This is a genomic window from Comamonas koreensis, from assembly GCF_021026195.1.
Taxonomy (GTDB): Bacteria; Pseudomonadota; Gammaproteobacteria; order Burkholderiales; family Burkholderiaceae_C; genus Comamonas; species Comamonas koreensis.
Map to the genome: position 1 here is coordinate 20,057 of NZ_JAJNCT010000030.1, position 13,106 is coordinate 33,162.

10 protein-coding genes are annotated in these 13,106 nt (G+C 65.9%); 1 reads left to right on the forward strand and 9 read right to left on the reverse strand.

All coding sequences use genetic code 11. The features are described 5' to 3' along the window. From LPW39_RS20730 to LPW39_RS20750, 5 genes are all read right to left on the reverse strand, one after another. Positions 1-1,170, reverse strand: coding sequence for an imelysin family protein (locus tag LPW39_RS20730; RefSeq protein ID WP_230779552.1), 1,170 nt, complete (start codon positions 1,168-1,170; stop codon positions 1-3). Continuing rightward, positions 1,167-2,714: a di-heme oxidoreductase family protein gene (locus LPW39_RS20735; RefSeq protein WP_230779555.1), complete on the reverse strand. Its 1,548-nt coding sequence runs from the start codon at positions 2,712-2,714 to the stop codon at positions 1,167-1,169. The genes LPW39_RS20730 and LPW39_RS20735 overlap by 4 nt, the downstream gene beginning before the upstream one ends. A 20-nt stretch (positions 2,715-2,734) precedes the next feature. After that, a complete protein-coding gene (locus LPW39_RS20740; RefSeq protein ID WP_230779560.1) occupies positions 2,735-3,937 on the reverse strand; it encodes an imelysin family protein in 1,203 nt (400 codons plus the stop codon). A 349-nt stretch (positions 3,938-4,286) separates the two neighbouring features. Then, on the reverse strand, positions 4,287-5,732 hold the full coding sequence (gene pyk / locus LPW39_RS20745; RefSeq protein ID WP_230779564.1) for a pyruvate kinase: 1,446 nt from the start codon (positions 5,730-5,732) through the stop codon (positions 4,287-4,289). A 374-nt stretch (positions 5,733-6,106) separates the two neighbouring features. After that, a complete protein-coding gene (locus LPW39_RS20750) occupies positions 6,107-7,549 on the reverse strand; it encodes an aminopeptidase P N-terminal domain-containing protein (RefSeq protein ID WP_230779567.1) in 1,443 nt (480 codons plus the stop codon). Between the two features lie 106 nt (positions 7,550-7,655). Between LPW39_RS20750 and LPW39_RS20755 the strand changes: the two genes are divergently transcribed. Continuing rightward, complete coding sequence (locus LPW39_RS20755; RefSeq protein ID WP_133856353.1) at positions 7,656-8,159, forward strand: NUDIX hydrolase; 504 nt, start codon at positions 7,656-7,658, stop codon at positions 8,157-8,159. A gap of 57 nt (positions 8,160-8,216) precedes the next feature. On the opposite strand, the gene LPW39_RS20760 is transcribed toward LPW39_RS20755, so the two are convergent. The 4 genes from LPW39_RS20760 to LPW39_RS20775 form a co-directional block, all read right to left on the reverse strand. Next, positions 8,217-9,161 carry a Bug family tripartite tricarboxylate transporter substrate binding protein gene (locus LPW39_RS20760; protein ID WP_230780290.1) on the reverse strand — a complete coding sequence of 315 codons (945 nt, stop codon included), beginning with the start codon at positions 9,159-9,161 and terminating at the stop codon, positions 8,217-8,219. A 59-nt stretch (positions 9,162-9,220) separates the two neighbouring features. Beyond that, the gene (gene tcuB / locus LPW39_RS20765; RefSeq protein WP_230779570.1) at positions 9,221-10,429 is read right to left on the reverse strand and encodes a tricarballylate utilization 4Fe-4S protein TcuB; all 1,209 of its coding nucleotides are present in this window, start codon (positions 10,427-10,429) and stop codon (positions 9,221-9,223) included. Beyond that, positions 10,430-11,869 carry an FAD-dependent tricarballylate dehydrogenase TcuA gene (gene tcuA / locus LPW39_RS20770; protein WP_230779573.1) on the reverse strand — a complete coding sequence of 480 codons (1,440 nt, stop codon included), beginning with the start codon at positions 11,867-11,869 and terminating at the stop codon, positions 10,430-10,432. 204 nt (positions 11,870-12,073) lie between these two features. Then, the gene (locus tag LPW39_RS20775; RefSeq protein WP_230779576.1) at positions 12,074-13,012 is read right to left on the reverse strand and encodes a LysR family transcriptional regulator; all 939 of its coding nucleotides are present in this window, start codon (positions 13,010-13,012) and stop codon (positions 12,074-12,076) included. Positions 13,013-13,106: the final 94 nt, after the last annotated feature.

The following is a 13,106-nucleotide window of genomic DNA, read 5'->3' on the forward strand; positions in this document are numbered from 1 at the left end:
TCAGTCGCCATCGCTGTCGCTAAAGCCCAGGGGAATATCGAGCGCCGGCGCCACCTCGGCCTGGTACAGCGCGGTGATGCCCTTGAGCTTGGTGGCGAGCGCCAGAATCTCGCTGTTGGCCTGCGCGCCCTCCTTGGCAGGCACTTTGCCGGGGGCCGGCATCGCGGCATCGGCCACACCAATGGCCTCGCGCCAGCGCTGGGCCAGCGCGATATGGCCCTTGCTGAGCAGCAGTGCCTCGATGGAGATCAGGTCCTTGCCGGGCACGGGCGGCTGCTGGCGCTGCGCCGGGGTCAGCAAGGCCTGGGCATGCAGGGCCTGCCACTGGGTCTGCCACTCGCGCCAGTTGTCGGCCATCGCGATGCGGGCAAAGGCGGGCGCCTTGTTGCTGCCCTCGACCACCTTGACGGGCTTTTCCATCTGCGCCCAGCGCAGCCGCTCCAGCCCGCCCAGCCACTGGTTGATCCATTCCTCGATCGCCGCGCCCGTCTCCTTGGCACCGGGGCTGGCCACATCCTCGGGCTCGCTCTCCGAGCCTTCGACACTCCAGGTCTTGCTGCGCAGGGGCTCCAGCGCGGCCTGCAGGCTTTGGGCCTCGGCGCTGATCGCCTTGGCCACCTGCACGGCAAACGCGCACTCGGGGCTGGCTGGCTGCAGACCCTGGCTCAGCAACCAGTCCAGCGCGCCAAAGCCCTTGGCGGGCGTGCCCACCAGCTCCATGTCGGCAGCGGTCTGCGGGCCTTTTTTGACGGCGCGGGTGATCAGCGCTGTACGGATGGGCGTGAAATCGATCTGCCGCAGCGAGCGGCGTTCCACCAAGGGCCCCACGCTGGGCGTGGACAGCTGCAGCCAGGCGGTATGGCTGCGCTGCCACTGGCTGCGCAGCTCTGCCGCTGCGGTTTTGGCGGCAGCGGCCGGCCCGGCACAGAAGCTGGCCAGGGCCTGGTCCTGCGCGCTGGCAGCCTGGCTAAACGCCGCCGCACGGGCGGGCAGATGCTGGCCATACAGGCTTTGCAGCGTCTGGGCGGCCGTGTAGTAAGGCATGGGGGTGTCCGCCGCCTGCGCCAACGGGGCAAGACCGCCCGTGGCGGCCAGGGCCAGCAGGGCGCAGGCCCTGCCCAGCGATTGCGCGGCCTTGGCAGGCCAAGGCTTGGTACCGACTTGCGTCATAGAGACTCCACAAACTTGACCAAGGCCTCGCGCTCGGAGGCGTCCATGTTCAGCACCTGCTGCTTGGCCTGCTCGGCCTCACCGCCATGCCAGAGAATCGCTTCCAGCACGCCCCGCGCACGGCCATCGTGCAGCAGGCGCTGGTGGCCGTTCACATCCTGGATCAGGCCAATGCCCCACAGCGGCGGCGTGCGCCACTGCTGGCCGTTGGCCAGAAAGTCCGGCCGGCCATCGGCCAGCGCCGGGCCCATGTCATGCAGCAGCAGATCGGTGTAGGGCCAGATCTTTTGGCCAGCAATGTTCTTGGCCGTCAGCCGGGGGAAGGGGCCGGGGCCGGTCACATAGCTGGGCTTGTGGCAGACGGCACACTGCGCCTGCGCAAACAGGCGCTGGCCCAGCTTGACGGCCGAGTCATGGATGTTGCGGCGGGCTGCAGGCGCCAAGGTGGCCTGGTAGAAGATCACATCGTCGAGCGTCTTGTCATCGATCTCGGGCGCATCGGCACGTGCCTGGGCCGCTGTGCGGCCGGCGGTGGATTTGTCCAAGCCGCCGCCATGCGGTGCGGCCAGGCAGTCTTTTTGCGCTGGCGTGCAGTTCTCGTTCGGGAAGATGCGCGAGGTGATGCCCATGTCGCCCGAGAAGGCGTTGGCCGTCTGGTGCGCCACGCTGGGCGAGTTGGCCTTCCAGCCAAAGCGGCCAATCGCCTCACGCTGGCCATAGGCATCCCAGACGCGGTTGACCTGGCCCTTGATGGGGCCGGCCAGCGCCGCCTGCTCCTGCACATTGGCGAGGATGTCGGCCTCGGCAATCGCTTCGATCAGGCCCACGCCCACCACTTGGGGCGCAATGCGCGGGCCCAGCATCACATCCTTGGCCATCGGGCCGTAGCCCAGGTCGGTCAGCTCGTAGCGGGGCTGGATGAGTTCATAGGCCGTGCCATCGGCAAAGCGGCCCTGGATGGGCGTGCCATGGATGCGCACGATGCCCTCGGGCTTGACGCCCTGCACCGCCGCATTGTTGAACTGGTCGCCATAGGTCGGCTCGGGCACCACGCCCGCATGCGGGTCGGCCTTGCCGGGCACCGACAGGCGGATCAGCAGCGCCACCGTGGGGTCGGGATCGGGGCCCAAGGTGCGGTGGAACTCTGGCGGCTCACCGCGCCCATCCATGATGTGGCAACCGCCGCAGCTGCGCGCAATGAAATGCGGGCCCAGGCCATCGCGCGCCCGGGTCGAGGCCGGTGCCTCCACCCAGTTGCGCTTGAAAAAGGAGTTGCCGATGACAAAGCGCGTGCGCTCTTCATCGGCCAGAGAGGCAAAAGGAAACGAGAACGCGTTCTTGCCGGTGGCAAACACCGTGGTGTCGCCGCCGGTCAGCTCGCTGGGGTCTTGCGCGGGGGCCTCGGCGGGGGCGCTGGTCTGCGCCACGCTGGCCTCCGGGCGCAGGGCCACCGCCAGGGCGGTGGCCGCGCACAGACCCGCTGCTGCCCATGCCAGCCGCTGCGCGCGGCCACCGGGCTTGTTGTCATTCATCTTCACAGACATAGTGCAGCAACGGTCCTTCGTCAGGGCTGGACCAGGGTCAGCTTGGTGATGCCGATGGCATTGGCCGCCTGCACCAGCAGCTTGGACTGCTCGGTGGCGCTGTCCACCGCCGCCTGGATGCGCTTGCGGCCGGGTGCGTCGGCGCCGCCAATGATTTCGCGGTCGAACGGTGCCTGGATGCCTTCGGTCGCCTTGACCGTGCTGTCGATCTGCGCGCTGGTCTTGCCCGACAGCTCGGCATTCTTGGCCGCCACCAGGTCAGCCAGCGAGGCCACCTTCAGGGTCGAGCCATCACGGCGCTTGTACTGGCCCAGCCAGACGTTCTGGATGCCGGTGGCATTGGCGACCATGTCGCGGTGGGTGTTGTCGGAGAAGCAGGAATGCTCGTCTTCCTGGTCCTGCGAGTTGAGCGGCACTTCCATGCGCTCGCCCGCCAGTTCGCCGCGCGAGAGCGAGCCCAGGCCGACGATGATCTTGCGCACCGATTCCACACCACCCTTGTCGAACTGGGCGCGGTAGTTCTTCTGGCCTGGCGCCCAGGCCTTGGTCACGCTGGCCAGGTCGTCGATCAGCAGCTCGGTCACCACCTTCAGGTAGAGGCGGCGGCGGTCGGCATGGGGGCGCTTGCCGTCGACATAGTCTTCAAACGAGCGGTCGCCCGGGCCGGTTTCGGACAGGTCCTGGCCCCAGAGCAGAAACTCGATCGCATGCCAGCCGGTGGCAATGTTTTCCTCGCCACCGCGCTCGTTTTGCTTGGCCAGGTTGGCCTTGGTGATCTTGAACTTGGGGTCGTTGATGAAGCCGGCGTTGGGCTTGCCCTCGACATAGTCCACATAGGACTCGTCCATGGGCCAGGCATTGATCTGGCCTTCGGGGCCGTTCTCGTCATCGATCGGGCCGCCGTAGAAACGGAAGGCTTCCGTCTGGCCGTAGAACTCACGCGCGTCGATCCAGCTTTTGCGGGCCGCTGCCAGCGTGTCTTTGGAGGGGGCAGCGAGCAAGGCGGCAATGGCCTTTTGCATGTCGCGTGCCGATGCGAGGCTGTCGCTGTAGTTGGCATAGACCAATTCGCTGTAGCCCACGGCTACCGCACGGGCGTCCAGCTTGCTGGCCTTGGCGGCCGCCGTCTGTGCAAATGCCGGTGTTGCCACACCAGTCACTGCGCCCAAACCCAGGCCCAAGGCCAACCCCAACACCGAACGGCGTACTAGTCGTTGCGACATAGATTCCCTCTTCCAAAAAACATGCAGGCACAGCGGCGCTGTGCTGCTCAACAACAAGGGCTTGGCTGGGCTGCTGTGTGCGTGCGTGTTGTGAATTCTTATCGCAGCAGCTTGGCTAGGTGATCGAAGGCCCGCCTGGTGAACCACCGGTTTGCCCCTGTCTCCGGGGGCAAGAAAGCCTGGCTTCGAATGGATTCAGCGCAGTCCCTTGATCCACACGGACGTGCGGGCAGGCCGCGCTGAGCGGCATAGTATGGCCGCAGTTGCAAATCCGCACAAAATTGGGCGGATCTAGAGGCGCAAAAAAGGGCGCTTACAAGCGCCCTTTGCCGGTCAACAACGCGTCGATTTAGACCACGCGGCTGATCTTCATCATGTTGGTGCCGCCGGGCGAGCCCATCGGCTCGCCACAGGTGATCGCATAGATATCGCCGCTTTGCACGATGTCGCGGGCCTTCAGATGCACTTCGGCCTGGGCCAGCGCAGTGTCGCGGTCGGCGCTGGTGTCCATCAGCAAGGGGCGCACGTTGCGGTACAGCGCCATCTTGCGCTGGGTGGCCACCTTCGGCGTCAGCGCGTAGATGGGGATCTGGGTGCGGTGGCGGCTCATCCACAGCGCGGTCGAGCCGCTGTCCGTCATGGCGACCAGGGCCTTGGCGCCCAGGTGGGTGGCAGTAAACAAGGCGCCCAGCGCAATGCTCTGGTCGATGCGCTGGAAGGTCTTGCCGACAAAGTCGGTGTCCACATCCCCGTCGGCCGAGGCCTCGGCCTGGGCGCAGATATCGACCATCTCCAGCACGGTCTCCAGCGGGAACTTGCCAGCGGCGGTCTCGGCGCTCAGCATCACCGCGTCGGTGCCGTCCAGCACGGCATTGGCCACGTCGCTCACCTCGGCCCGGGTGGGCACGGGGTTGGTGATCATGCTCTCCATCATCTGCGTGGCGGTGATGACGACCTTGTCCATCTCACGCGCCATGCGGATCATCTTCTTTTGCAGGGCCGGCACCGCGGCATGGCCCACTTCCACGGCCAGGTCACCACGCGCAACCATGATGCCGTCGGACACGCGCAGGATGTCTTCCAGATGCGGAATCGCCTCGGCGCGCTCGATCTTGGCAATCAGGCCGGGGCGGTGGCGGTACTCGGCAGCCGCCACCATGCACAGCTGGCGTGCCATTTCCATGTCGGTGGCGGTCTTGGGAAAGCTGACGGCCACATAGTCGGCCTGGAAGCTCATCGCGGTCTTGATGTCCTCCATGTCCTTGGCGGTGAGCGCCGGCGCGGTCAGGCCGCCGCCCTTTTTGTTGATGCCCTTGTTGTTGGACAGCTCGCCACCGAGCTTGACGGTGGTGTGCACCGCGTCGCCCAGCACACCATCGACGGTCAGCACGATCAGGCCGTCATTGAGCAGCAGCACATCGCCAGCGCGCACATCGCGGGGCAGCTCCTTGTAGTCCAGCCCCACGCCCAGCAGGTCACCTGGCTCTTTGCGCGAGGCATCGAGCACAAACTTGGCACCCGGCTCCAGCATCACCTTGCCTTCGGCAAACTTGCCGACGCGGATCTTGGGGCCTTGCAGGTCGGCCATGATCGCCACTTCGCGGCCAGCGCGCTGTGCGGCCTCGCGCACCATGCGGGCGCGGTCGACATGGTCCTGCGCCTTACCGTGGCTGAAGTTCAGTCGCACCACATTGACCCCCGCGCGGATCATCTCTTCGAGCAAGGCCGGCTCGCTGGAGGCGGGGCCCAGCGTGGCAACAATCTTGGTGGCGCGGCGGATCTTGGGCGAAATCATGGACAGGTCCCTGTGTCTTTGTCTCAAAAGTGGGGCCGGCCCTGTCACCAGATACCGACCCGATGTAATTCAGTTCCATTCTGACACGAGAAACAGCCACTGCGAGTTACAGCGCGGTTTCATTCGATGTGCGTTTGCACAATGGCGCGGCCCGCAAAAAACACCTGCAAGACGCTAGGGATCCTCTGCAAAACCCTCGCCAAGCGGGATGGACGCGGATCGGGATGAGACGCAAGGCGTCTTTCGCAGTCAATAGTGAGCTATTGACAAGGAAGACAACGCAGCGGATCGCCCGAGCCCGCGTTCAGACCACGGCAGGGAGTTTTGCAGAGAGTCCCCTGGCCCGGCAGGTGTGGGATAGATGCAGAGGCGGATCAGGTCAGATCGGCTGGCCGGGGCGCGCCATCGCGCATCAGCGCTTCGATCTCGTCGGCCTTCACCGGCACGCCACGCGTGAGCAACTCGCAGCCGCCGTCGGTGATCAGCGCATCGTCTTCAATGCGGATGCCGATGTTGTGGAAGGCTTCGGGCACGCCGTCGGCCGGGCGCACATAGATGCCCGGCTCGATGGTGGTCAGCATGCCGGGGCGCAGGATGCGGCTGGGGCGGTTGAGGATCAGCTCGCCCGAGAGCGGATCGCGCCGCTCGCTGGTGTGGCCCAACTCGCTGGGCTCGATGTAGCTGCCGCAGTCATGCACGTCCATGCCCATCCAGTGGCCGGTGCGGTGCATGTAGAACTGGAAGTAGCTGCGGTTGTCGATGACATCCTGCACGCTGCCGACCTTGTTCTTGTCGAGCAGGCCCAGATCGAGCATGCCCTGCGCCAGCACGGCGACGGTGGCGTCATGCATGTCGTTGAAGCGCTTGCCGGGCCGGGCCAGCGCAATGGCCGCATCCTGGCTGGCGAGCACCAGGTCGTACAGATCGCGCTGCGGGCCGCTGAATCTGCCGTTGGCGGGAAAGGTGCGGGTGATGTCGCTGGCATAGCCATCGAGCTCGCAGCCTGCGTCGATCAGCACCAGCTCACCATCGCGGATAGGCGCGGCATCGGCGCGGTAATGCAGCACGCAGGCATTGGCGCCAGCGGCGACGATGGAGCCATAAGCCGGGTACTGCGAGCCGTATTCGCGGAAGGCCTGCAGCAGTTCCGCATCCAGGTGGTACTCGCGCACATCCTGGCCGGCGCGGAGCATGCGGGCCGAGCGCTGCATCGCCAGGATATGGGCGCGGGCGCTGATGGCCCCGGCGCGGCGCAGAATCGGCACCTCATGCGCGTCCTTGAACAAACGCATTTCGTCGAGCACGGTGCACAGGTCGCGCTGCTGCTCGGGCACCAGTGCGCCATAGCGGGTGCGGGCACGCACGCCGTTGAGCCACTGTGCCACCGTGCTCTCCAGCCCCTGGTGGATCGCAAACGGGTACCAGACCACGCTGCGGTTCTCCAGCATCTTGGGCATGCGGGCGGCCTGCTCAGCCACCGAATAGGCTTCCGTCACGCCCAAGGCCGCCACTGCGGCCTCGGGGCCCAGGCGGTAGCCATCCCAAATCTCGCGCGCCAGGTCCTTGGGCGCACAGAACAAGGTGGTCTTGCCATCGGCGCTGATCACCAGGCTGGCGTTGGGCTCGGTGAAGCCGGTGAGGTAGTAGAAGTAGCTGTCGTGGCGGTACAGAAAGTCGCTGTCGCGGTTGCGCGGGTGCTCGGGCGCGGTGGGGATGATGGCGATCCCGCCTTCGCCCAGCTGGCGCGCGACCTGGGCGCGGCGCTCGGCATAGACGGACTGTGCGGGTATGGCTGGGGTGGGGGCAGGTGCGTGCATGGCGCTATCGTACTGCAGAGCATGGCTGCAGCGCCCGAGCTTGCATGGGCGCGGCAAGCCCTTTCGCCGCTTTTTATAATTTCAGCGAGTTGGCACATAATGCCGCATGCCCCACCGCTGGAAACCCAACGTCACCGTGGCCGCCGTCATTGAGCGCGATGGCCGATTTTTGCTGGTAGAGGAAGACACCTCGGACGGCATCCGCCTGAACAATCCGGCGGGCCATCTGGACCCGGGCGAATCCCCTATCCAGGCCTGTGTGCGCGAGGTGCTCGAAGAGACGGCTTTCGACTTCAAGCCCTCGGCCCTGCTGGGCATTTACATGAACCGCTTTGTCCGCACCAAGAGCGGCGCGGACACCACCTATATGCGCTTTGCCTTTACCGGCACCGTGGGCGCGTTCTATGAAAACCAGCCGCTCGACGAAGGCATACGCCGCACCGTCTGGATGACCGCCGATGAAATGCGCGCCGAGGCCCACCAGATGCGCAGCCCGCTGGTACTGCAGTCGCTGGACGACTACCTGGCCGGCCAGCGCTTTGCGCTGAACCTGATCTACACCGATGCCTCCGTGCTGGTGCAGCCCGACGGTGTGAGACCGCTGGAATAGACCCAAAGCCCAGGGGGCCGCACCAGGGACACCGGGGGCGGCCCCTGGCCGCTGCGCTCATTGCATGCTGATCTTGCGCTCCTTGACCACCTTGCCCCACTGCTCGTACTCCTTCTTCATGAAGGCGGCAAATGCTGCGCGTGTGGTCGGTTGCGGCGTCAGGCCGTGTACCTTCAGCGCCTCCCCCAAAGCGGGGTCGTTCAGCACCTTGACAATCTCCGCATTCCAGCGTTCGAGCACCGGCTCGGGCGTCTTGCCCGGTGCCACAAACGCATACCAGTTCAGCGCTTCGAAGCCGGGGTAGCCCGCCTCGGCAACGGTGGGGATGTTGGGCATGTACGCGGGCCGCGTCAAGCCCGTGGTCGCCAGCGGAATCAGCTTGCCGGTCTCGATATGGGGAAGCGCTGTCGGCGGAGCGGCAAAGTACGAGGTCACACGCTCCCCGATCAAGTCTTGCAGCGCGGGAGCGCCTCCTTTGTAGGGGACATGCACCATGTCGACGCCGGCGCGCTGGTTGAACAGCTCGCCCGCCAGGTGCGAGGCTGACCCGGCGCCGGTGGACGCATAGTCCACGCCACCGGCCGTCTTCCGGGCCTTGGCCACGAAACCGGCCAGATCCTTCACCCCTGCGCCCTGGTGCACCACCAGCACATTGGGAAAGTTCACGCCGCCCGAGATCGGCGCCAGGTCCTTGAACGGGTCGTAACCGACTTTCATGATGTGTGGCGCGATCGTCAGCGGGCCGACCGATCCGAACAGCAGCACCGAGCCATCGGCGGGGGCCTTGGCCACAAACTGGTGCGCGATGTTGCCACCGGCGCCGCCCCGGTTGTCCACGACCACCGTCTGGCCGATGTTCTCCCCGAGCTTCTTGGCAATCAGGCGGGCTGCTGAATCCGCCGCACCGCCAGCTGCAAAGCCCACCACCAGGGTGACCGGTTTGCGCAGCGGAAAATCCTGGGCATGGCAGGCGCCCTGCACCGCCACCAGTGCCAGCACCATCGTGCGCAACAGCGCTTGTCGTTTGTTCATCGTGAGTCTCCTGGGTTATGGGATTTTTGTCAGTCGGCACCCAGGCCAACAGGGCTGGGCTGCCGCTTTTCGGTGTTGTGGCGCAACAGCGCGGCCGTGCGGTACACGCCATGGGCAAACTTGCCGTAGGGCAGCGTGGCGAACAATGCGATCACCGCGCCCAGGTGCAGGCACAGCAACAGTGCCAAGGCGGGCGTGCCGCGCCCCAGCCACAGCGCCATGCCACTGGAGGCCACCACAAACAGCAGCGCAATGAAGCCAAGGTCCATGGGCTTTTGCCGGGGATCACCGTGCAGCGGGTGACGGCTTCGGTGCAGGCGCCACAGGCCCACCGTGCCCACCATCATGCCCAGCCCGCCCAGCGCACCCAGCACCTTGGGCAGGCTGGGCAGCTCATAAGGCGCAGGCAGGTCGAAGGCATAGTGGTACACCGTGGCCAGCGCCGTTGCCGCAAAGCACAGCGCAAAGCCGTAGAAGGTGAAATGGTGGAACCGGCGGCGCGCCAGCGTGTAGGCGTCGTCTTCGTTGTGGCAGCCCTCGCCGTGGCCGCCATCGAGGTACTTGAGGCGCAGCACATCCTGCGTCGCCTCTGCCGCAGCCGGCATGCCGACATCCACGCCACTGGTGGCGGGCTTGACATCTTTCCAAAAGCGGCGCACCCCCATGAAGAGCGCCAGCACCACCAGCAGAAACACCGGCGCAAAAATGCCAACCATCAGGCCATGCGGGAACAGGTTGTAGAAGTTGTTGCCCAGCTGCGCGTTCCACAGCTGGCCTACGCCACCCCGCAACGCGACGGCCAATGCCAGAAACAGGAACAACCCCAGCACCATCGCCAGCGACAGGGTCAGGCCGTTTCGCTGGTACAGCCGCCCCAGCGCAGGGGGCCAGGCGTAGTCGGCATAGGTCTGGCCCCGTACCTCGGCCATGGCCTGGGGGATGTTGATGGCAAACTCGTGCGGCGGCGCGTACTGGCAGGCATGCAGGCAGGCGCCGCAGTTGTGGCACAGATTGGCCAGGTAATGCGCATCGCCCTTGCCAAACTCCAGACGGCGCGTCATCGCCGGGAACACGGCGCAAAAGCCTTCGCAGTAGCGGCAGGCATTGCAGATCTGCATCACGCGCGCCACTTCTTGCTCTGCGGGCGTCTGCGTGGGCGCAGCGATGATGGGAATAACCTTGCCGGTGGCCAGGGTCTGGGCCTGCTGGCCCAGTTCTTGCAGTGATTGGATGCTCATTCAGACCTCGTCTTTCACAGCGCCATGCAGCGCGGGCTGGCCGGCAGCGGCCAGTGCGGCATTGCGGCCGGCAATCCGCCCGAAAGCGGTACCGATGGACATGCCCACCCCCGCCGTGTAGCCCTTGCCCAGAACGTTGCCCGCCATCATTTCGCCCGCCACGAACAGGTTCTGGCTGGCCTGCCCGCCAAAGCGCACTGCCGCGCTGTCATCGACCTTCAAGCCCAGGTAGGTAAAGGTCACGCCCGGGCGCAGTGCATAGCCATAGAAAGGGCCGGTATCCAGCGGCCGGGCCCAGTGCGTTTTGGCGGGGCTGATACCTTCGGTGTGGCAGTCGTCCAGCGCCGTGTGGTCGAAATGGCCCGCCTTGCAGCTGGCGTTGTAGGCCTGGAGGGTCTGCATGAACGTCTCCACCGGCAGTCCCAGCTTCTGGGCCAGCTGCGGCAGCGAATCAGCGCGCACGCCCGGAAACACCGGCGGCATGAAGCGGCCGATGGCTTTGCTGTCGATGATGGAATAAGCCATCTGGCCAGGCTGCTGCGCCACCAGCCGGCCCCAGATGGCATAGCGCTTGGGCCAGAAATCCTCGCCTTCATCGTAGAAGCGCTGGGCATCGCGGTTGACCACCACGCCCAGCGACACGCAGTCGATGCGCGTGCAGATGCCGCCGTCGTACAGCGGTGCACGGGCATCGATGGCCACCATATGCGCCTGGGTGGGGTCGCCCACGGCATCGGCGTGCTGGTCCTGGAGCATGTGCTTGAGCAACACGCCCTGGTTGAAGGCCGTGCCACGGATGAGGAAGTTGTCGGCAGGCCATTCGCCACGGGCGTTCTGGCCCCAGGCCTCGCGCAGCCACTCCCGGTTCGACTCAAAGCCGCCGGCCGCCAGCACGCAGCTTTTGGCAGTGATGCGCTCGCCCTTGCACCAGGCGGCCTGGAAGCGGCCGTTGACGATCTCCAGCCGGTCCACCGGAGACTCGTAGCGCACGTCCACGCCCATCGCCTGCGCACTGCGGTAGTAGGCATTGACCAAGGCCTTGCCGCCGCCCATGAAAAACGCGTTGGTGCGCGCCACATGCAGCGCACCCGACAACGGAGGCTGAAAATGCACGCCATGCCGGCGCATCCAGCTGCGGCAGGTCGAAGAGGCGCGGATCACCAGGCGGGCCAGGTGCTCATCGGTGATGCCGGCAGTGACCTTGAGCAGGTCTTGCCAGTACTCCTCCTCCGGATAGGCATCGACCAGCACATCCTGCGGGGCGTTGTGCATGCAGCGGAGATTGCGGGTGTGGCCGGAGTTGCCGCCGCGCCATGCGCGTGGTGCCGCTTCCAGCAGCAGCACGCGGCTGCCCGCTTCACGGGCCATGAGGGCGGCGCACAGCGCGGCATTGCCGCCACCGATGATGAGCACATCGGTGTCAAAGGCTTCAGTTTTCATGAGGGGTTGCCACAAGGCGTGCCTGGTGGCGGTTCAACGTGGGAAGGGCCCGTCCTGGCCGTGGCGCTGCATCACAAGGGACGGGGTCCCAGCACCTCGACCGGCGAGTGTTCCGCCCACTGTAGACAACCGGTCGGCGCCGGTGCAGCCGTCCCAGCGCATGGGGGTATCACGGTTTGTGATGTGGCCGGGCGCTGCCCGCGTTCAGGCTGCGAGCGAGGCGCCCAGCCATTGGCCCGACTGCACCAGCCTTCTGGCGCAATCGACCAGCACCACACGCGCGGCGAGCGCCGCGGGCGACAGCTCATCGTCCGACAGGCTGCACAGCGCCGCCTTGCGGCGCACCGAATCGTCTGCAATCTGCGACCACTGAAAACGCGCCTCCGCATCGCGGTACATGCCGACGGCCGACCAGGGCTGGACAGTCGCACCCATGCCTGCGTCCACCGCCTCCATCAACAGCGGCAGCGAATCGATTTCCATGGCCATCTGCGATTGGAAACCCGCACTGCTGAACGAGGCCATCACCGAGCTGCGCAGCCCATGGCTGCCCGAGGGCAGGATCAGCGGCACCTGTTGCAGCTGCGCCAGACTGACCGGCGCGCCATGGCGGATCTTGGGTGCAACAGGGCACTGGCGGGACTGGATCAGAAAGAGCTGCTCTTCGAGCAGCGGCATCACCCGCCAGCGGCGCGCGCTCTGCGTGTCGAACAGAATTGCAATGTCCATCTGCCGGGCGTTGAGCAGACTGGTCAGGTGGCCGGACAGCGCCGAGACCATGTGCAGCCGCACATCAGGGTAGCGCTCGCGCATGGCCCGCAGCAGCGGCAGGCCCAGCACATTGGCGATCGTCGGAGACAGTCCCATGCTGACAGCGCCCGACAGCCGCGCCTGCCGGGCCGCATGGATGGCCTGGTCGGCATGGCGCAAGCTGAGCTGGGCCTCATGGAAAAACGCCAGGCCTGCCTCGGTCGGGATGACACCGCGTGAGCTGCGCTGGAGCAAACGGGTAGAGAGCTCGGACTCCAGACGGCTGACCTGCTGGCTCAGGGCCGACTGCACCATGTCCAGATCGAGCGCGGCGCGGCTCATCGAGCCCAGTTCAACAATGCGTACGAAGTAGCGCAGCTGGCGCAGTTCCATGGTGGGGTTCCTTCCGAAGTCGCAGCCGCGAGCGCGTGCAGATGCGCATCCTCGCACAGATTGGAGCCCGCCGGCGCCTGGCGCCAACGCGATT